General features: G+C 39.4%; 18 protein-coding genes and 1 pseudogene. 10 read left to right on the top strand and 9 right to left on the bottom strand.

The window, feature by feature from the left end; all coding sequences use genetic code 11:
- Positions 1-20: 20 nt before the first annotated feature.
- From A7P55_RS18245 to ychF, 4 genes are all read left to right on the top strand, one after another.
- Complete coding sequence (locus A7P55_RS18245) at positions 21-851, top strand: MetQ/NlpA family ABC transporter substrate-binding protein (protein WP_171553208.1); 831 nt, start codon at positions 21-23, stop codon at positions 849-851.
- A gap of 11 nt (positions 852-862) precedes the next feature.
- A complete protein-coding gene (locus tag A7P55_RS18250) occupies positions 863-1,933 on the top strand; it encodes an ATP-binding cassette domain-containing protein (RefSeq protein ID WP_171553299.1) in 1,071 nt (356 codons plus the stop codon).
- Positions 1,914-2,573: a methionine ABC transporter permease gene (locus A7P55_RS18255; RefSeq protein WP_005062303.1), complete on the top strand. Its 660-nt coding sequence runs from the start codon at positions 1,914-1,916 to the stop codon at positions 2,571-2,573. The genes A7P55_RS18250 and A7P55_RS18255 overlap by 20 nt, the downstream gene beginning before the upstream one ends.
- A gap of 99 nt (positions 2,574-2,672) precedes the next feature.
- Positions 2,673-3,764, top strand: coding sequence for a redox-regulated ATPase YchF (gene ychF / locus A7P55_RS18260; RefSeq protein ID WP_005271118.1), 1,092 nt, complete (start codon positions 2,673-2,675; stop codon positions 3,762-3,764).
- A 125-nt stretch (positions 3,765-3,889) separates the two neighbouring features.
- Here the strand turns inward: ychF and A7P55_RS18265 are convergent, their stop codons facing one another.
- The 8 genes and pseudogenes from A7P55_RS18265 to A7P55_RS18300 all read right to left on the bottom strand — a co-directional run bounded on the left by A7P55_RS18265 (position 3,890) and on the right by A7P55_RS18300 (position 11,509).
- The gene (locus tag A7P55_RS18265) at positions 3,890-4,414 is read right to left on the bottom strand and encodes a hypothetical protein (protein WP_171553209.1); all 525 of its coding nucleotides are present in this window, start codon (positions 4,412-4,414) and stop codon (positions 3,890-3,892) included.
- A 49-nt stretch (positions 4,415-4,463) separates the two neighbouring features.
- Positions 4,464-4,598 (bottom strand): annotated as a pseudogene (locus A7P55_RS18270) (hypothetical protein); the annotation flags it as partial.
- Positions 4,599-4,637: 39 nt separating this feature from the next.
- Complete coding sequence (locus A7P55_RS18275) at positions 4,638-5,348, bottom strand: hypothetical protein (RefSeq protein WP_171553210.1); 711 nt, start codon at positions 5,346-5,348, stop codon at positions 4,638-4,640.
- A complete protein-coding gene (locus A7P55_RS18280; RefSeq protein WP_171553211.1) occupies positions 5,345-5,605 on the bottom strand; it encodes a hypothetical protein in 261 nt (86 codons plus the stop codon). The genes A7P55_RS18275 and A7P55_RS18280 overlap by 4 nt, the downstream gene beginning before the upstream one ends.
- A gap of 7 nt (positions 5,606-5,612) precedes the next feature.
- The gene (locus A7P55_RS18285) at positions 5,613-6,281 is read right to left on the bottom strand and encodes a hypothetical protein (protein WP_171553212.1); all 669 of its coding nucleotides are present in this window, start codon (positions 6,279-6,281) and stop codon (positions 5,613-5,615) included.
- 14 nt (positions 6,282-6,295) lie between these two features.
- The gene (locus tag A7P55_RS18290; protein ID WP_171553213.1) at positions 6,296-7,834 is read right to left on the bottom strand and encodes an N-acetylmuramidase family protein; all 1,539 of its coding nucleotides are present in this window, start codon (positions 7,832-7,834) and stop codon (positions 6,296-6,298) included.
- Positions 7,831-10,701 (bottom strand): type VI secretion system Vgr family protein, encoded by a 2,871-nt coding sequence (locus tag A7P55_RS18295; protein WP_171553214.1) that lies wholly within the window; start codon positions 10,699-10,701, stop codon positions 7,831-7,833. Before A7P55_RS18295 ends, A7P55_RS18290 begins: the two co-directional genes overlap by 4 nt.
- 274 nt (positions 10,702-10,975) lie before the next feature.
- On the bottom strand, positions 10,976-11,509 hold the full coding sequence (locus A7P55_RS18300) for an Mpo1-like protein (protein WP_171553215.1): 534 nt from the start codon (positions 11,507-11,509) through the stop codon (positions 10,976-10,978).
- A 106-nt stretch (positions 11,510-11,615) separates the two neighbouring features.
- Here A7P55_RS18300 and A7P55_RS18305 point away from each other — a divergent pair, with 106 nt between their 5' ends.
- Positions 11,616-12,320 (top strand): cyclic nucleotide-binding domain-containing protein, encoded by a 705-nt coding sequence (locus A7P55_RS18305; RefSeq protein ID WP_171553216.1) that lies wholly within the window; start codon positions 11,616-11,618, stop codon positions 12,318-12,320.
- Between the two features lie 203 nt (positions 12,321-12,523).
- On the top strand, positions 12,524-12,841 hold the full coding sequence (locus A7P55_RS18310; RefSeq protein ID WP_171553217.1) for a hypothetical protein: 318 nt from the start codon (positions 12,524-12,526) through the stop codon (positions 12,839-12,841).
- Between the two features lie 64 nt (positions 12,842-12,905).
- Here the strand turns inward: A7P55_RS18310 and A7P55_RS18315 are convergent, their stop codons facing one another.
- Positions 12,906-13,370 (bottom strand): hypothetical protein, encoded by a 465-nt coding sequence (locus tag A7P55_RS18315; protein WP_171553218.1) that lies wholly within the window; start codon positions 13,368-13,370, stop codon positions 12,906-12,908.
- A gap of 187 nt (positions 13,371-13,557) precedes the next feature.
- On the opposite strand from A7P55_RS18315, the gene A7P55_RS18320 reads away from it, so the two are divergent.
- The 4 genes from A7P55_RS18320 to dapC all read left to right on the top strand — a co-directional run bounded on the left by A7P55_RS18320 (position 13,558) and on the right by dapC (position 19,217).
- Positions 13,558-13,947, top strand: coding sequence for a tautomerase family protein (locus A7P55_RS18320; protein WP_171553219.1), 390 nt, complete (start codon positions 13,558-13,560; stop codon positions 13,945-13,947).
- A gap of 122 nt (positions 13,948-14,069) precedes the next feature.
- Positions 14,070-15,287 carry a formate-dependent phosphoribosylglycinamide formyltransferase gene (gene purT, locus A7P55_RS18325; protein ID WP_171553300.1) on the top strand — a complete coding sequence of 406 codons (1,218 nt, stop codon included), beginning with the start codon at positions 14,070-14,072 and terminating at the stop codon, positions 15,285-15,287.
- Between the two features lie 71 nt (positions 15,288-15,358).
- Positions 15,359-18,022, top strand: coding sequence for a [protein-PII] uridylyltransferase (gene glnD, locus A7P55_RS18330; RefSeq protein WP_171553220.1), 2,664 nt, complete (start codon positions 15,359-15,361; stop codon positions 18,020-18,022).
- A 25-nt stretch (positions 18,023-18,047) separates the two neighbouring features.
- Complete coding sequence (gene dapC, locus A7P55_RS18335) at positions 18,048-19,217, top strand: succinyldiaminopimelate transaminase (RefSeq protein WP_171553221.1); 1,170 nt, start codon at positions 18,048-18,050, stop codon at positions 19,215-19,217.
- Positions 19,218-19,254 lie beyond the last annotated feature (37 nt).

Here is a 19,254-nt window from a genome sequence, read left to right on the forward strand (position 1 = left end):
GAATAGAATTGGAGAAATATATGGCTCAAACAGCCTCTAAAAAATGGTTGGGTATTGGCCTTGTCGTTGTTGTTGCGATTATTGCCTTATTGATTTGGAATAAACAAAGACAGAACCAAAGCAGTGAACTGGTAATTGGGATTAGTCCGTCTTTTGCACATCCGTTACAAGTCGCTGCGGATGAAGCCAAACAACAAGGGTTGAATGTCAAATTGGTCGAGTTTTCCGATTGGAACACGCCGAACATTACACTAAATCATGGTGATATTGATGCCAACTTTTTCCAACATCAGCCCTTCTTGGACAATGCCATTAAAGAAACGGGGTTTAAATTAAAGTCATTTGCGGCAGGTGCAGCATCGCATGTCGGACTGTATTCAAAAAAATATAAAAGCTTTGATGAACTGCCAAATGGTGCAACAGTTGCTATTCCGAATGATCCTGTGAATCAAGGTCGTGCTTTATTGTTGCTGCAACAAGCCAAGCTGATTGAACTGAAAGACAGCAATAATCACCTTTCTGCACTGAAAGATATTACTGCAAATCCGAAGAACCTGAAATTTACCGAAGTTGAAGGCCCACAAACTGCACGTGCCATTGATGATGTTGATCTGGCGTTTGGCTATCCACATTACCTACGTTTAGCCAAAACAGCTGATCCTGAAAGTGCCTTATTGTTTGATGACAATACCAATAAGCGTTATGCGATTTTATTTGTGGTGCGTGATGACTATCAGGATAAAGACAGCAAACTACAGAAATTTGTCGAGATTTATCAAAACTCACCGAAAGTCAAAGCAGCCTTGGATAGTGATTTTGGTCCAACGTTGTGGTTCCCAGGCTGGAAATAAGGAGAACGATGATGGTGAGTTTTGGTTCACAAGTTGATTTTTCAGTTCCACATCTGAAAATCCGTGGTTTAAATAAGTTTTATGAGGTACAGGGCCAACGCTTACATGCATTAAAAGACATTAATGTGGATATTCCTAAAGCACAGATTGTCGGGATTATCGGAAAAAGTGGTGCAGGTAAATCCTCCCTGCTGCGTACCTTAAATGGTCTGGAGTCAATTGATGCAGGCAGTATTTTGATTCATCAGCAAAATATTGCTGAACTCAGTCATGCCGAGTTGATTAAAACTCGGCAGAAAATTGGCATGATTTTTCAGCATTTTAATCTGATGTCCGCCAAAACCGTATGGGAAAATGTGGCGCTACCGCTACGTATTGCCAGTTATGACAAGGCTGAGATCGAACAACGGGTCAGTGATGTACTGACGCTGGTTGGATTAGCAGCAAAGCGAGAGGATTACCCTGCTCAACTGTCAGGTGGGCAGAAACAACGTGTGGGCATTGCCCGTGCCTTGGTTTCTCAGCCTGAAATTCTGCTCTGTGATGAGGCGACCTCAGCTCTCGACCCTGAAAGCACGGCCAATATTTTGGCCTTATTAAAACAGATCAACCAAGACCTCGGTTTAACCATTGTCTTGATCACCCATGAGATGCAAGTCATTCAAGAAATTTGTGATCAGGTGATCGTGATTGATCATGGTGAGATTATCGAGTCTGGGCAAGTCTGGTCGGTATTTTCCGATCCTCAACAACAGATCACTCAGGAATTACTCAATTTTGAGCAGATAAATTTACCTTTTGAACTGAGCCCAACCATTCTGCCTGAGAGTACCCATCAGATTTTAAAGCTAAAATATGTCAGTGAATCGCAAGCCATTCCTGATTTATATGAACTATTGGATGGCTTTAATCGCCCCGTTCAAATCTACCACAGCCAAATTAATAGCATTCAGCAACGTACGATTGGCTCATTGATTATCGGGGTTCCCTCTTCGGAATTTGATTTAACTCACACCCACTTTGAAAAACATCCTGCAATAACACAACTTGAGGCGATCGGATATGTACAATCAACTCATTGATCTGTTACTCACAGGTACGACCGATACTTTAATCATGGTCGGTGTCTCTGCGATTCTGGCCTTTTTGATTGGTCTGCCGATTGCCTTGATTCTGGTCAGTACCGCTGATTTTGGGATTTATCCTTCAAAGAAAATTAATCAGCCTTTGGGCTGGGTCATTAACATCACTCGATCCGTGCCCTTCCTGATTTTAATGGTGGCATTAATTCCATTTACCCGTTGGATCGTTGGCACCAGCTATGGTGTGTTGGCTGCGATTGTGCCCTTAACCATCGCCGCGATTCCGTTCTTTGCCCGTATTGCCGAAGTCAGCCTACGTGAAGTCGATCAAGGGTTGATTGAAGCAGCGCAAGCAATGGGCTGTAATCGTAAACAGATTCTTTGGCATGTGTTACTCCCTGAAGCCTTGCCGGGTATTGTCGCAGGTTTTACCGTGACCATTGTGACCATGATCAGTTCCTCTGCCATCGCAGGTGCGATTGGTGCAGGTGGTTTGGGCGATATCGCCTATCGCTACGGCTATCAACGTTTTGATATGCAAGTGATGCTGGCGGTAATTTTAGTGCTGATTGTCTTGGTGATGTTGGTACAAGTCACAGGCGATAATATTGCCAAACAACTGGATAAACGCAAAGTTTAAGTCCGAAATAAAAATCCGCACGCGCCATGACCTGACTTTGTCATGGCTTTCATGTAAAATCAGCAGCAATTTTTAAATAACACATTTGTGAGTGGTTTCATGGGTTTTAATTGCGGTATTGTTGGTCTGCCAAACGTAGGTAAATCTACATTATTTAATGCATTAACAAAGGCAGCGATTGCGGCTGAAAACTTTCCGTTCTGTACCATTGAACCAAACACAGGCATTGTCCCTGTTCCAGATCCACGCCTAGATAAACTTACAGCAATTGTTAAACCGCAACGTGTTATTCCAACTACGATGGAATTTGTTGATATCGCAGGTTTGGTTGCTGGTGCATCTAAAGGTGAAGGCTTGGGTAACCAATTCCTTGCCAATATCCGTGAAACAGATGCAATTGCCCACGTGGTTCGTTGCTTCGAAGATGAAAACGTGATTCACGTAAATGGTAAAATTGACCCTTTAGATGATATCGCGACCATCAACACTGAACTTGCACTTGCTGACCTTGATACCGTTGCCAAAGCATTGTTACGTTTGACTAAAGCGGCGAAAGGCGGTGACAAAGAAGCACTTGCAACTAAAGCTGTATTAGAAAAAATCCAACCTTTACTTGATGAAGGTAAACCAGCACGTGCGGCTGACCTTTCGGATGACGAACGTAAAGCAGTTCGCGGTTTTGGTTTAATGACACTTAAACCAACCATGTATATTGCAAACGTTGCAGAAGATGGTTTTGAAAATAACCCGCATCTTGAAGCAGTTAAAAAACTTGCTGCTGAAGAAAATGCGATTGTTGTACCACTTTGCAACCAGATCGAAGCTGAGATTTCATTGTTAGAAGATGAAGACCGTGCTGAATTCTTGGAAGCGATGGGCATGGAAGAACCAGGCTTAAACGTGGTGATTCGTGCAGGTTATAGCTTACTTGGCTTACAAACTTACTTCACTGCTGGCGTACAAGAAGTTCGTGCTTGGACAGTTAAAGTCGGTGCGACTGCGCCACAAGCGGCTGGTGTAATTCATACCGACTTCGAAAAAGGCTTTATCCGTGCTGAATGTGTGGCATATGATGACTTCATTCAATATAACGGTGAAAGCGGTGCCAAAGAAGCTGGTAAATGGCGTTTAGAAGGTAAAACCTATATTGTTCAAGACGGTGATGTATTACACTTCCGTTTTAATGTATAAATCAGTTTTTTGATTTCCAAACCGCCAATAAGGATCTTATTGGCGGTTTTTTTATTTAAAATATTCATCGAAAATAAAAACTTTATGAATGCCGATGCGTATAGATAACAATCCAACAAAGACGCTCATTTATAATTTTTATCCAGCCATTTTTTAATCGAAGCAATATCTTTGAATTTATAATAAACCCGCCCCTCTACCTGTCCTTCAAAACCTTCTGAATCATCACCTAGTAGACTTGTTAATTCTGTTAACTTCATATTTTTATCTATCTGATAAAGATTAACTTCATAAGAATTACCTTCTATTTGAGGGGTACAACAATAATATGATGTGTGAAGAGTTATAATTAAAGGCAATTTTTCCATTTTTGGTCTATGAACACTAACGGCTAAAAGTTTAGGGTTTTCTCTAGCAGCAGAATCAAAGTATTCATTTACAAGAACCTTGTTTTTGGAATTTCCAATATAATTTTTCAAAGTCTCACCTTGCTCCGATGAGCAGGTATAATTAAATAATTTATAGTCATTTTTCTTAAAAACACTCAAATCTATGACTTCTTGCATATGGCATTGGTCTTTTGCAAGTGCATTTTGATAACAAAATAAAGGTAAAACAATAAAAAAGAAATGTAAAAGGTATTTTTTCATTTAACAATCCTACATCATTCAAATATTAATATTAAATTTCATAGAAAACTCAATATTTCCTTAGGAATGAAATGCGCTCTTTTGTCATTTCAGTTTGGCAAGCTATCACTTCAAAATGACTTTCTCGTCCAAACTTGTCTTCATTTGCAATACATAACATTTCTTTCTTCTTAATCCAGTTTCTTTGAGATGCTCTTTATTATCTTTTCTCTTTTAAAAAACTTTATAAACATAAGTTAGTGTCTTGACAATCTATCCAGCCTTCTATTTTCTTACCATTTTTTCTTTGGTAAATAATATGAATCCATCTTGAACTAATATCTTTAATAAAAAACTCATCATCGTGAATAAGATAACCTATTTTTTTAGAATTAATTCCATTTTCTTGATAAATATTTGTTTTTTTTAAAATACGACCTATTTTCAACTGACTAGAAAGCCATTTTTTAAATAAATCAGAATTAACTTCTTCTTTGAGCTTTACCATTGAATCATAAGGATACTTACTAACTACTTTGTAGTTTTTCACATCTACCAAGTTAGCTCCATTTCCAAAAAAATTGCTAATATTTTTATTCTCACTGCAATTTAATTCTTTACAATCATATGCATAAATAAAGTTATATTTGCCATTTTGATAGATATATTTCGGATTTTCTTCATATATATTTGTATAAACATATGTAGACACAAAAAGCCTATTGATTGAATTTATTTTTTCAAAAAAATAAAAGTTTATTTTAGGAGTATCACCAAAGTATCCAAATGTATCAACTTTCTTTCTCTCACCTTGACAATTACTAATGTACATATCTAAATCATACATATTGCTATTTTTATAATCACTAAAATTTTTCTCAAAACTTATACAATGTTTACTCTCTGCGAATGAAAACATTGAAATAAAAAATAATAAATACAATAAATATTTCAATTATATTCTCCATATTTACTTATAAATTTATTATTTAGCCTCCTTATCTCTACTTCATCATAATAAAAAACTGAAGGATATTCCTTATTTCCTACTATAAGAAATTTATCACCATCCTTTGCAATTAAACAAACTTTTCCATCCAGCACACAATTTTCACCACCAAGACGATCTTTATTGCCATATGAACAGGCTGAAAAAATCATAAAGAAAATAACAGGTAAATATCTTATATAAACAATAGAATTTTTATTCATGTTAAATTTAAAATATATCATTCATCCTTACCCACCTTTTAACTTTCTCACCATAAGAAACATATAGCCAAAATTCACCATCTACAGACATATATCTAGAAAATACTACTTTATCATCTTTAATCAAATATCCTTTCTTAGAAAATTTTTTATTTAGAAAATTGTATAGGTTTGTTTTTCTTCCAATGACTATTTCACCTGAACTCTCATCACAGACGCTATTTAATTTATCTTTATTAAAAATAAGATATGAGAGATATGGAATATCAAAAACCTTATAACCCCCTTCTAATGAAAAACAACTATTAACACTATAAGACAACTCTTTTTCATCAATTAAATTATGTCCATCTAATTTAACCACTCTAATAAAATCAGTGCTTTCCTGTGGTGACGTTCTAACTTTCAAATTTACAACATAATAATTAATATTATTTACACTTACTCTTTTACTAAAACTCACCCCTCCACATGGAAAATAAAAGTAACTTTTATCACTAGGTCCTGCCAAAAGAATATAATCTAATTTATTATTGTCATAAATATAGCAACTATTAGAATCAACCTTTGTTAAAACAATGCTATTTTCTTTAGAAAAATCAACAATATTATTTGCATATACAATATAATTTAAAAAACTAAGAATGATTATGAGTATAAAAAAATATTTCTTCACATCCAACCTCCAGCCTAAGGCAATTTACTAGGATTGCTTTTATAATAATTATATTGATCAAGCATTTTTGTATCATAATTATAGTCCTTATAACTTGTACCATTATAGTTCAATGCGAAATTTGCCCATTTTTTATTTTTTATGGCTGATATTCGTGTTTCACTATCTTTAATAAAATTAACAAAAGCTTTGAGTTGCTCTTTTTCATTTTTAAACATTGCTTTTACCATAGTTCTAACATCTGGAAAACCAGCTGCTTTGTAGTTAAATCCCATAATTTGAAATTTCCCCCAGGAACATGACTTCAGAGCTGCAATTTCATCTAATTCCATTGCTCTAACTAATTTTGGATATTGAGCACTATATTTTCCATAATTACCACGATTTCCAGATAAATCTGGATATTCCTTTGAAAACTTATTATTTGTAAATGTTCGAAATTTATGTCGTTCATACAAAATAGATGGAACTATATGTTTTTTAAAATTATCAAAAGCTCCTCTAGGGCTCTCAACTTGTGCCACAGCTTTTATCGCAGGAACTTCACAACCGAGAACTTTAGCTGCTGCTTCATAATCTGATTCAGCTAACATATACCCGTCATACAAAGGAATACATTCTGCTAAGAACTTTGGTATTTCAGAATCATTAATTACTTTATTAATCTCTGGATCATTTGGTGCTGTTGTTCCTTTGGTTACATCCACATCCAGATGTAACTCAGCAGGATTGTTTTTTATTCGTGTCGCCATATAAGGCTGAGGTTTCAATGGCTTACCGTCAGGCTTATACACTGTAAATTCCAGTTTCTGCCCGACCATACTCTCTAGAGCTAACTTCCCGTTGGATATGCTATACAACTGCTTCTTGCCACTCTCTACAATTAACATTTCTACATTAGTTTTTTCTACAACATACGCCTTCCCATCCCGATCTAAGATTTTGATCATTGATCGACTTAAAAAGTTTGCATAAGGCTCATCTAATTTAATCAGAATCGGTTGTGAACTTCCGCTAGCTGAATTGACTGAACTTTTTAAAACAAATTGATCATTTGAAGTCAGTACTAAGACTTCGATATCCCGATTCGGAGAAGACTTCACTTCTACAATCCCCTGATCATCAGTGAATTTATCGGGTGAGTTTCCTTTACCTTTCGGTCTAGACTGAACAGGAAAATTCTTCATCACTTTCCCATTACGATCCACCACCTTAAAAAAGGTACTTACAATTCCTTTAGCAGGTGTAGGCTGTTTAACCTGTTTATATTCATCTATGGTTTTAGGCAGTTGAACCTTAACAGGATTGTCTTTTGAAGAAAGAATAGAAGAATCTATAGTTTTAAAAACAATATAATCTTTTTGATTCGGGGGCTTAGCTAATATTTCTACTCTTCTGTTTGGAGATGCCTGAAATACAAAAAAGCCGTTGGAATCAGTTTGTTGAGTATTGGCCTTAGATGAACCCTGATATCTCGACTGAACATTCAACTGATTAAAATGAGTTCCAGATTTATCATAAAATTTTGCTGTAATAGTGACTAAGTTACTCATTGCTCAGCATCCTCCTCCGCATAGGTCTCACCATTTTGTTCTTCCAGAAGTGCCTCCTCTAATAATTCATCAATGTTTTCACGATCAGGCAAATCCTGCTTTAAACGAGGAAGATCCGAATTAAAGATGAGTGCCGTAAAGTCTGTGGCTTGCGGTGTATGGAACCGTAATGAACTCAGCTGATTTTCAGCATCAAGTTGATCCATTTTTGTTTTTATTAAGTGATTGGTCTTCTGATCAATAATAAAAATCTGCTTATTCCCTTCTGATTCTATATCCCAGTTATAGTTAATCTGATTGCTAAAGAGTGTCTTGGCTGTTGGTAAACTCAATTTTGGTACAACAATATTTTCACCCCCTTGAAACACATGCTGACCTGCCTTCACCTCAAATTTTCCACCTGTGGTCGCAACAATGCCTGAACCATTTAGTTTCAGTTGAGAATCTTTGCCTGTAATCACAATTTCTTTTGCACTAATGATTTCAATCCGATCTTCAGTCGAAATAATTTGAATGCCTTGTTTAGAGAATAAATCTATGCCATCCGTTTGTGCATGGACTTCAAACTTCCCCTTCGCCGCAACCTGTTTAATCCCTGTTTGGGCAGCAAACAAACTGATCCTGTTTTGTGCATGGGCAATCAGATTTTTTTGTGTACTCAGATGAATACTCTCGCCTGCGATCTGATTGATCTGTCTATCTGCCGAGATATGAATATCTTTATGGCTACTCAGGCCAATACCTTCGGGTGAACTCAGTAACAGCAATGCTTTATTGAACTTGGCAATCTTTGTTTCGATCTGCGCAGCGAACGCTTTTAACTGCGCTAGAGATTCAAGTTCATCAGTCTGCTGATTTTTGGCGACCTCACTCAGTGCTTGGGCATTATTTTGGTTCGTTTCGAGTTGCTGTCTGGCTGACTGTGCATCCAGATGTTCGCCTTGTGCTTGGTCTTGCTTATGGGTTGAAAGCAATAAACCTTCTCCCGCACGTACTGCACCCCATAAATCGGTACGCAGTTCAAAGCCCTCACCACGGTCTTCGCTTTCAGCCTTGTCTTTTGGATGACTGAGCTGACCGAGATTCAATTGACTGGCGGCATGGCTACTTTGCAGTTGTGTGCTGATCTGCCCTGTGCTGTCATCAAAACGCAGTTGATTAAAGCCTTCGCCTTTATATTCGCATGATCGAATACCTGACAGTTTTTTGGTCTCAGGGAGTTTTCCTATTTGATCAAACTGAGTGGGTGAACGCTGCGCTTCATGAATCCTCCCCAGCACAAAAGGACGGTCAAGGTTGCCATCAAAGAAGTCAATGACCACAGTTTCACCGACGCGAGGCAAGAACCGCGCACCAAAACCTTCGCCAGCCCAAGGGGTCAGGACATCGACCCATGCTGAGTCAGTATCATCATCGTTGGTTCCTGCACCACCATCATGGCTATGGTCTTCTGTACGGGTAAATAAAAAACGAACTTTTATACGCCCCCATTCATCCACATGGATTTCCTCCCCTTCAAGGCTAACAACTCGAGCTCGCATTGGGTGAGCAGTTGGCCTATGAGTTAAGGGATTATATTCAGGTACGATTTTGATATTACGGCGTTGTAGTGTTAGTTGGTTTGCCTGACGTTGTTCAGTGCCAGTTATCTGTTGTTGCCACTGACTCTGGTTGATCAGATCTTGGATCTGTTGGCTTAGGTCTTTCGGGAGATTATTCTGACTGTAAAACTGCTTGGCAGTGATCAGGAATTGCTTATCATCTCCTTGATGTTGATCTATTTCAGGGTGTCCTGTCAGTTCAAACCAATACCCGACATGGGCGTCTCGAACGGTGCTATTCGCCACAAATTGCTTTGCTTGTAAGTCGTGGTATTGCCCAATCTGCTGATTAAGCTTTTCAATTTGCGCATGTCCTGATGGTGTTACACCATCTTCACCCTTTAGGTCCTGCATCCATGCTGGACTGAAATGCCATGCATCTTCGAGTCCAAGTGAGGCTGCATTATCGCCTTCACTGTGCTGATGTTTGCTTTGAACACTGCCTGCTCCGTCCTCTTGTTCCAGTGCATCGGCTTGCCAACGTTGGATATATACGGCGGTGGGTTGTAAGCTGCGTTCTGCCCTCAGTTTGGTCATGCTGTCGTATTGTTCGGTGGCATCACTACGATGGTAACGAATCGTTCTTCGCGCTAGGGCTTGATAGTGGCTATTGTCATCAATCAAACGTAGTTTTTGCGCTTGGATTGGACTATTGCTAGTCGGAACAATAAGCTGGGCTTCGTCGACCAACCAGCTCATCCCTTCACTCCGCATCAAAAATGTTAAAAACTCTGCATCGGTCTGATTATGTTGCATAATAAATGGACGTACATCATAGTCTGTGCGCAACCCACTTAAATCCAGTGTCAAGCTTGAAGCAAATAATGGGCTCCTTTGTTGCCATTCCCTGAACACAACCTCTACTACCTCGGGTACGCTTTTATTCATAAAGACGCGAGAGTTTCGCCTTTTATGCCACAGCGCGGTTGGATCTTCTAAAGTCAGTTTATAAAGGCTTAAACTGCCGTCAGATACGCCTTGTGATGCTTGGGTGATAATCCCAGTGACACGGCTAAGCTGCCCCTGATCAGTTACTGTATCAATCGTAGCCTGACTGCCAATGAATTGCTTGAGCGGAATGGTGGCATCCGTTGACAGACAGATTAGTTCAGCTTTGAGTCCTTGATTAACACCATGAACGCCCTCAATATGCTGCAAGAAAATTTGAGGATTTAAACTCTGATTTGCAAACTGAATATGAATGACACGTTTATGTGCAGTCAGTCCTATTTTTTCCAAAAGGAATTCAATATTATTTAATCGCATATTAATCTTGTTATATAAAAATAAATCCATTTAATTATTTATTGTAGTTCAGCTCACTGTCTTTTATTTGCTACTTTAGGACATTTTATAAAACAACTTATTCCTTTATTTATCCAAGATAAGATAATCCCATTTTTGATGTTTCTTTATTTTTTAGCTTAGCTTTCAAGCTATAAATTTAATTCGGATTAAAATAAATAAACTGCATAAAAAAACCCTAAAAATTACACATTTTCAGGGTTTTTATGCAGGACTTTTAGATCAAACTGGCAACTTAAGACACCGTTTGCGGCTTCATATCCATTTCAGCACGTTTCATTTGTGCCTCTTTTAAAATGCGCTGATGTAAGGGCTTACGGAATCCGAGTAAGAACACAAATTCAGCCAGTACAAATAATGGTCCAATGGCTAGACCAATCACATCATCGACAAAAGCTGGTTTCTTCTTCTCAAAATAGTGACCCACGAATTGAAACACCCAACCCACTACAAAAATACCAATGCTGGCACCCAACCAACTCCACATCGGTAAAGCCGCAATACTCACAGCCAATGGATATGCCAAGACCAATAAAATCAGCATCAAAAGACCGAATAGCTTATCGAGTGAAATATAATAAATTGTACTTAATACAATCAGAACCGATGCCAATGTGACTGAAAGACTTGAAATTTCTACACCCGCACGTGCGGTTAAACATAGAATAGAAAAAACAATTAAGGGAATACCCACAAAATGGGTCACAATATTATTTCGATCTAAGTGATAAGCCGCATATTGGCTGAGTAGACGTTCCAAATTTGTCATTTCTCATTCCTCATTTCATTTGTTTATACTGTTAATCTATAAGAAATATTGCAGCGAAGTTGTCATGTAGCTGACAAATGGACTTATTTTTAATCAAGGAACAGCCGTGTTAGATCGTGTTTATATTCAACATTTGCAGCAAAATTCATGGTTTAGTCATCTGGCAGAACCCTTTCAGAACTTTATTATTCAACAGGGCAAAAAGCATATCGTTGAAAAAAATGCGGCGGTGTTTAAGGCTCAAGATATTTTTGACGGTGTTTACGGCGTACTGGAAGGTTCTATTAGCTTGGGTTATATCGATGTGAATGGCAATGAAGCCATTGCTGCAATTGCTGAACCGATCATGTGGTTTGGTGAAATTTCTCTGATCGACCAGCAACCTCGCTCGCATGATGCGATTGCATTGAAGAAAAGCGTGGTGCTGCAAATACCAGCACAATCACTCAATGATTTCTTGCTCCAAAATCCCTATTACTGGTATTACTTTGCCTTGCTCACCAGTCAAAAACTACGTTATGTGTTTTTAGAGCAAATTGCGATTCAAACCCAGAGTATCAGCCAACGTTTGGCGCAACGCTTATTGTTTATTTTAGAGGGTTATGGCAATCGTTCACTTATTCAGGATTTTAGTATTCAGATCTCACAAGACCAATTGGCCAACATGTTGACGGTATCTCGGCAGACCGTCAATCAGGAATTGAACCAGTTTGAAAAACAAGGCGTGATTCAGCTTGGTTTTAAAAAAATTGTAGTGCTGGATTTAGAGCGCCTCAGAATATTGGCAACCGCTAGTCACCTAAAAGAGTAAGGATAATACTTTGTATTTAAAATGGATAAGCACAGCATTTTTTGCAATATGCTTTTAAGCTTAAACATAAATTAAAAGATAAACTCTCACTATAAAATACTACTTATGCCCTAAAATATTTCACAAAATCAGTCTGCTTTCCTGTCTTCAACACGCATACATTAAAGCTAAGCACTATCGCTTACCCGATGCAGATGACAATCATGAGAAAAATTGCAACGATTTTAACAGCAGGCCTATTTACAGTACTCAGCGCTAGCGCATTTGCCTGCCCGAAAGGAACTCAAATCCAAGGTGGTACAGGACCAAATCACAAAGGCGGTAAATGTGTTGCAACAACTGTGGTAAAAACCCAAAAAGAAGCAACTAAAGCAACAGATACTGCAAAGCATGACATGACTAAAATGAAAGATACTGCGAAACACGATGCGATGAAAGCAACAACAGATACGAAAAAAGCAGCCAGTACCACAGCAAGCCAAGCCAAACAGGAAGCAGCAAAAACGGTAAAAACCTCGTAACTGTTTGATTACTTTAACCATAAAAAAGCGAGATAAAACATCTCGCTTTTTTATTTGTATAAGATTATTTAGGTGAAGTATTGCCTAGCGCAGGATTATCAATTGCATCCTTACATTGTGCTTTATCACGCTCATAATCAGCCTGCTTTTGAGTCGATGCATGGTCATTGTCTTTTACATCACGTGCCCAAGTATCTAAACTGGTGAGTGCTTTACGACACAAGGCATATTTCCCTTCTGTCACGGAGTCGGTCATTTTGACATTGATACGCCAATCGGTACTGAGCTGGCGTAGCGGTTTTCTGACTTTTTCTTCAATCTCGGCAGTCTGTTTATTGTAAACAATTGGATCGATGCCATTAATCAACTTCCATGCCGCATTGGCATAGGTAGTGGCATCATTATTGAGTTTCGGCGCAGGTTTGATTTCGACCTTTTCTTTTGGTTCATTGCTTGAGTTTCCACAAGCAGCCAATAAAAAAGTACTGCATAACAAGATTGCAGCTATACGAGAGTTTGGATGAGACATAGCAAATCGCCGAGGAAACATTTGGACATTATGCTAGTCAATTTGGGAATAATTCTCAATGCTTGTTACTTATTTACTCAGCAGCATACCTTTTATTCTAAACAATTGATTTTATATTCTTGTTCAGCATAAAGTCTGACTTGCTCATATATAAAAAATTAAAACTTCAAGAAGGAAGAAAACCAGCATGTCACAAATCAAGATTTATGCCTTACAACCCACGATTGAGCAGTTTAGGCATCAACTTTCACAGGCCATCCATCAAGCCTTGGTTGAAAGTTTGAACTATCCCATCGAAAAGAAATTTCAGCGTTTTATTGCACTAGCCAAAGAAGACTTTATTTATCCCAATGACCGTAGTCCGCACTATCTGATTATTGAAATTTCGATGTTTGAAGGCAGAAGCATTGAAGCAAAAAAACGCTTGATTCAAAGCATTTTCACTTATGTTGAGCAGCAATGCGGGATTTCATCCCAAGACATTGAAATCACAATTTTTGAAACACCGAAATGTAATTGGGGAATTCGTGGACAAAATGCAGACCAGTTGCAACTCAATTATCAGGTCAATGTTTAAACAGACAAATACCGCGCCAAGTGCTATTTTTTTGTCTAACAAAAAGCATGTTTTTTTGTGGCCTATAAGCTTAATTCAGTAGAAAGTTCTGCTATGCTTAAACACAAATTACTCAGGATAGGATTATTCGCATGAGCGTTACTCTAGGAACTCCACTTCAATCTTCTGCATTTAAGGTTTTACTGTTAGGTTCTGGAGAGCTTGGTAAAGAAGTTGTGATTTCTTTACAACGCTTGGGTGTCGAAGTTCATGCTGCAGATCGTTATGATCATGCGCCTGCAATGCAAGTCGCACATTATGCTTATACCCTGAATATGGCTGATCCAGCCGAATTAAAACAACTGATTGAAAAGATCCAACCTCATTTAATTGTTCCAGAAATTGAAGCGATCGCGACCGAAGTCCTCGTTGAAATTGAACAGAGCCAAACTGCAACAGTGATTCCTTCTTCAAAAGCTGTCAATCTCACTATGAATCGTGAAGGGATTCGCCGTTTAGCCGCTGAAGAACTTGGTTTACCCACCTCTGCATACCGCTTTGCTAATACCTTGGAAAGCTTCCGTGCAGCCTGTGATGACATTGGCTATCCAAACTTTGTAAAACCTGTGATGTCATCATCAGGTAAAGGTCAATCTCGTGTGAAGAGCTTTGATGAAGTGGATGCGGCTTGGGATTATGCAATGCAAGGTGGCCGTGTCAATCAAGGTACGGTAATTATTGAATCACAAATTGATTTTGATTTTGAAATTACTCTTCTCACGGTTCGTGCTAAAAACCCTGAAACAGGTGAAATTGAAACACATTTCTGTGATCCAATTGGCCACCGTCAAGATGCGGGCGACTATGTGGAAAGCTGGCAGCCGCAACCGATGACAGCTGTTGCGCTACAAGAAGCCAAACGCATTGCCAATAAAGTCACTGTTGCTTTAGGCGGTTGTGGTATCTTCGGGGTGGAACTATTTATCAAAGGCGATAAAGTCTGGTTTAGTGAAGTCTCACCTCGTCCGCATGACACGGGTCTAGTTACTTTAGCTTCACAATTCCAAAGCGAATTTGAACTACATGCACGTGCAATTCTCGGTCTACCTGTGAATACAGCTCGCCATAGTGTGGCTGCAAGTGCCGTGATTTATGCAGGCGTAGATGCCAAAAACCTGAGTTTTACTGGCTTGAATCTTGCATTAGCCAATCCAAACACTGATCTACGTCTATTTGGTAAACCTGAAGGCTTTAAACGCCGCCGTATGGGTGTTGCAACTGCTCGTGCTGAAACAACCGATCTTGCACGTGAATTGGCACAGCATGCCGCAGACCAAGTGAGTGTACAAACCAACGCTTAAGACGACCTTAGGTGATTATCATTACAACTTCCCCTCTGATCTAGAGGGGCTTTGATAGAAGACTCAGCTTTATGATCAAGACCTCTCCTTTGTTGAACTACGTCACCAGTCTTCATGATATTCAAGCCATTAACCAATGGCGTACGGATGTAGAAAAGCAATTACAGGAGAGTTATGAAAATGGGCAGCCCATTCGCGATGTGATTGGCGCGCGTTCTGATTCGATTGATGAAGCTTTGATCTTCCTTTGGAACCACGCAGGTCTAGATCAAACTGAATTGGGTTTATTTGCAGTCGGTGGTTATGGCCGCCATGAGATGCTGCCTTATTCAGATACCGATATCATGATTTTATCTGAGGATGAAATCAGTGAAGAACAAGAAAAACTGATCTCGACCTTTATTTCCTCGTTATGGGATGTCGGTAATTTCAAACCAGGCATCAGCGTACGTACCATTCAAAACTGTGTCGAACAAGCCATTAATGACTTAACTGTTGCGACCACGTTGATTGAAGCTCGTCTCATTACTGGCAATCAGCAATTAGCCAAATGGCCACGCCGTATTGTTGCACAAACATGGACGGATCAAACTTTCTATGATGCCAAAATGGTTGAACAAGCCAAACGCTATGCGCAACACAATAATACTGAGAGTAATTTAGAGCCGGATATCAAAAATGCCCCAGGGGGTATTCGTGATATCAATCAGATCGGCTGGATTGCCAAACGTCATTTCCGTGTTAATCGTATTTATGATTTGGTGCATTTGGGTTTTATTACTGAGTTTGAATTAGGTGTATTAGAAGAAGCGGAAAGTTTCTTATGGGAAATTCGCACCCATTTACACCGTTTAGCCAAACGCGATGAAAACCGTTTATTATTTGAATATCAACGTGATATAGCAGCAAAATTTGGCTATGTACGTGAAGAAGGCCAACCTGTTAATTTTGCCGTTGAACAGTTTATGAAGCGCTACTATCGTACCGCGCAGCAAGTTTCAACGCTGAATGAAATGCTACTCGCCTATTTCAATGAATCGGTGATTACTCCACGTCTACCTGATTATGAACGTCACATTATCGAGATTAATGAACGTTTTAAAATTGTCGATGGAAAACTGGCTGTTCAACATCACAAAGTATTTTCAGAAGAGCCAATTGCCATCTTAGAATTATTCTACTTATTGGCAAATCGACCTGAAATTACGGGTATTCGTGCCCGTACCTTACGCCTGCTGGTGCTTGCTGCAAAACGGATTGATCAACGCTTCCGTGATAATCCAGAACATCAAGCACTGTTTATGTCGATTATCCGCTCCCCGCATTTATATGACACCATGGTGGCAATGAAGCGTTACGGTGTATTGGGGAATTACATTCCTGCTTTTGGACAGATTACAGGTTTGATGCAATACGACCTCTTCCATATTTACACCGTCGATGCACATACTCTGTTATTACTACGTAATTTAAGTCGCTTTAAAGAACCTGAATTTGCCAAAGAATTTCCTGTGGTTAGTTCGGTGTTCCAGCGTATTGCCCGCCATGACATCGTGTATATGGCCGCGATTTTCCATGATATTGCCAAAGGTCGTGGCGGTGATCACAGTGAACTGGGGGCGCTAGATGCAATTGAATTCTGCCGTACCCATGGATTTACCGAACGTGAGTGCAAACTGGTTGCATGGCTGATTAACAATCACCTCTTGATGTCGCTTACAGCACAGAAAAAAGATATTTCGGACCCTGATGAAGTCAAAGACTTTGCCGAAAAAGTTGGTGATATGGAGCATCTCGATTATCTCTACACCCTGACTGTTGCCGATATTAACGCAACCAATCCGAAACTATGGAATACGTGGCGTGCATCCTTAATGCGTCAGTTGTATACCTATGCACGTGATGTGATTCGTTCAGGCTTGGGCCGTCCTGTTGATTATCAGATGCTGATTGAAGATACTAAATTTGCCGCTAGTGAACTCTTGGTCAATGACTTCTCACTCGCTGAAGTTGAGAAAGTCTGGCAAGAGCTCGGTGATGAATACTTTGTTAAAGAATCCGCCAATGAAATTGCTTGGCATACCCAAGCAATTTTGCAACACGGCGATAATCCCGAGCCTCTGGTTTTATTGCGTGCGCATCGTAATGCGGCCGATGATGCGGTTCAGATCTTTATCTATACCCGTGATCAACCGAACTTGTTTGCCACCACAGTTGCGGTACTGGATCGTATGAATCTTGATGTTCAAGATGCGCGCATTATCACCGCTTCTACCTCATTCAGTTTAGATACCTACTTGGTACTGGATCGTTTTGGTACCTTGCTGACTGATCCAGATCGCGAACGCAAAGTCAAAGCCGCTTTGGTTGATGCTTTAAGCCATTCGGATCAATATCCGGGGATTATGCAACGCCGTATTCCACGTCATTTGCGTCATTTTGATGTGCAAAATACTGTCGATATTGTCCTGAACCCGACGTTACAGCAACATATGGTTGAAATCTCCACCCTCGACCATCCGGGTCTATTGGCGCGTATTGGTGGTTTGTTCATGTTGCAAGGTCTGGATATCCATTCTGCAAGAATTGCCACACTAGGCGAACGCGCGGAAGATATTTTCTTTGTCACCAAGAAAAATGGTGTCTTGCTCAGCGATGAAGAAGTGAAAACTTTTGCGGAAAGCTTAAAAGCCGCTTTAGATGAAGCATCGAATCAAATTTGTAATCCGTCTTAAATTTTATTGTTTGGTAACTGTTTAAATGAACTCTAGCTTGTCGTTATTGCATCCCTATCCTTTTGAAAAGTTAAACCAACTTTTTAAAGATGTGCAACCTGCCAATTTACCATTGATTCCTTTATCAATTGGTGAGCCTAAACACCCTGCACCAGAGTTCGTTAAACAAGCAATTATTGATAATTTTGCCCATCTATCGACCTATCCGAACAGTAAAGGTCTGCCTGAGTTGCGCCAAAGTATCGCACAATGGCTCAGCAATCGCTTCAAGTTGAATCATATTAGTGCAGAAGATCATATTCTGCCTGTTTCTGGTACGCGTGAGGGTATTTTCTCTTTTGTACAAGCTTTGATTAAGCGTGAAGATGCACCCTATGTGGTGATGCCAAATCCGTTTTATCAGATCTATGAAGGTGCAGCACTGCTTGCAGGTGCAAAACCCTATTTCATTAACTGTACCGAAGAAAATGGTTACCTCGGTGACTTTGATGCAGTCCCTGCAGAAGTCTGGGAAAAAACAGCATTACTGTTTGTGTGTACCCCGGGCAATCCGACAGGAACGGTTCTGTCAAAAGAGCAGTTTAGAAAACTGATTGCACTATCTGACCAATATGGTTTCGTGATTGCATCGGATGAATGCTATTCAGAACTTTGGTTTGATCAAGCACCGATTGGGCTTTTAGAAGTTTGTGCTGAAATGGGTCGTGATGATTATAAGAATTGCATCGTCTTCCATTCCCTGTCTAAACGTTCAAACTTACCGGGCATGCGTTCTGGTTTTGTTGCAGGTGATGCGGCTTTATTAAAACCATATCTGCAATACCGCACCTATCACGGCGCTGCTATGCCAGTACAAAATCAACTGGCGTCGATTGCGGCATGGAATGACGAAGCACATGTTGAAGAAAACCGTCAGCAGTACCGTGCGAAGTTTGATTTATTCCAATCAGAACTTGGTCATTTATTGCCGTTACAAAAACCAGATGCGGGCTTCTATTACTGGTTAAAAGTGGAAAATGATGAGACATTTGCCAAAATGTTGATGGAAAAAGCACACATCAAGGTTTTACCAGGTCGTTATTTGTCTCGCGATACAGAACAAGGTAATCCAGGTGAAGGTCATGTCAGAATGGCACTGGTTGCAGATTTGGCACAGTGTGAAGAAGTGGTCAAACGATTAAAATCGGTTTTATAAGATTTTATTGTTTTAAGTAAAAAGGCTAAATCCGATT

It is taken from the genome of Acinetobacter sp. Ac_5812 (genome assembly GCF_013072695.1).
GTDB lineage: Bacteria > Pseudomonadota > Gammaproteobacteria > Pseudomonadales > Moraxellaceae > Acinetobacter.

Bases quoted from the DNA above. Each gene is read 5' to 3' on its own strand.
- A7P55_RS18245 (WP_171553208.1), top strand. From the start codon at position 21: ATGGCTCAAACAGCCTCTAAAAAATGGTTGGGTATTGGCCTTGTCGTT.
- A7P55_RS18250 (WP_171553299.1), top strand. From the start codon at position 863: ATGGTGAGTTTTGGTTCACAAGTTGATTTTTCAGTTCCACATCTGAAA.
- A7P55_RS18255 (WP_005062303.1), top strand. From the start codon at position 1,914: ATGTACAATCAACTCATTGATCTGTTACTCACAGGTACGACCGATACT.
- ychF (WP_005271118.1), top strand. From the start codon at position 2,673: ATGGGTTTTAATTGCGGTATTGTTGGTCTGCCAAACGTAGGTAAATCT.
- A7P55_RS18265 (WP_171553209.1), bottom strand. From the start codon at position 4,414: ATGAAAAAATACCTTTTACATTTCTTTTTTATTGTTTTACCTTTATTT.
- A7P55_RS18280 (WP_171553211.1), bottom strand. From the start codon at position 5,605: ATGAATAAAAATTCTATTGTTTATATAAGATATTTACCTGTTATTTTC.
- A7P55_RS18290 (WP_171553213.1), bottom strand. From the start codon at position 7,834: ATGAGTAACTTAGTCACTATTACAGCAAAATTTTATGATAAATCTGGA.
- A7P55_RS18295 (WP_171553214.1), bottom strand. From the start codon at position 10,701: ATGCGATTAAATAATATTGAATTCCTTTTGGAAAAAATAGGACTGACT.
- A7P55_RS18300 (WP_171553215.1), bottom strand. From the start codon at position 11,509: ATGACAAATTTGGAACGTCTACTCAGCCAATATGCGGCTTATCACTTA.
- A7P55_RS18310 (WP_171553217.1), top strand. From the start codon at position 12,524: ATGAGAAAAATTGCAACGATTTTAACAGCAGGCCTATTTACAGTACTC.
- A7P55_RS18315 (WP_171553218.1), bottom strand. From the start codon at position 13,370: ATGTCTCATCCAAACTCTCGTATAGCTGCAATCTTGTTATGCAGTACT.
- A7P55_RS18320 (WP_171553219.1), top strand. From the start codon at position 13,558: ATGTCACAAATCAAGATTTATGCCTTACAACCCACGATTGAGCAGTTT.
- glnD (WP_171553220.1), top strand. From the start codon at position 15,359: ATGATCAAGACCTCTCCTTTGTTGAACTACGTCACCAGTCTTCATGAT.
- dapC (WP_171553221.1), top strand. From the start codon at position 18,048: ATGAACTCTAGCTTGTCGTTATTGCATCCCTATCCTTTTGAAAAGTTA.